Below are 465 nucleotides of genomic sequence, written 5' to 3'. Positions count from 1 at the left end.
CCCATCTCCTGGTCGAGCGCGACCTCCCGCAGCTCGGCGATAAGGCGGGTGTCGTCCTGTGAGGAGAAGAAGCTGGTGTCGACGCCGAACACCTCGGTGATGCGCAGCAGCACCGGCACCGTCAGCGGGCGCACGTCGTGCTCGATCTGGTTCAGGTAGCTCGCCGAGATCTCCAGGGTCTGGGCGAGCGCGGCCTGGCTCATCCCACGTTCGGCGCGCAGCTGTCTCAGTCGCGCTCCCACGAAGGTCTTGGCCATTTCACCAGGCTACGAGGGGTTCGAAGGCTTGGCAACCTATGGTTTGCAGAATTAGCGGCGCGGGCCGCGGGCGGCTCCTACGCTGGTGTCAGGTACAGCGAGGGGCGGCCGAGATGGTCATCTCGAGGCGCCGGGTCCGCACCCCACGGGTCCGGCGACGCCGGGCGAACGGCGGGTCCGTTCGCTCGATGACGGCGGCGGCCGGGGC

General features: G+C 68.8%; 1 protein-coding gene. It reads right to left on the bottom strand.

Annotated elements, in window-relative coordinates; genetic code table 11:
- Window positions 1–257: helix-turn-helix domain-containing protein (locus tag AC1DYG_RS19640; protein ID WP_477641530.1), on the bottom strand; the 257-nt coding region annotated here is incomplete at its 3' end.
- Between the last annotated feature and the right edge of the window lie 208 nt (window positions 258–465).

It is taken from the genome of Pedococcus sp. P1_H8, from assembly GCF_056405175.1.
Note: the sequence above shows the minus strand (reverse complement) of the source record. Positions and strands in the feature narration are given on the sequence as shown.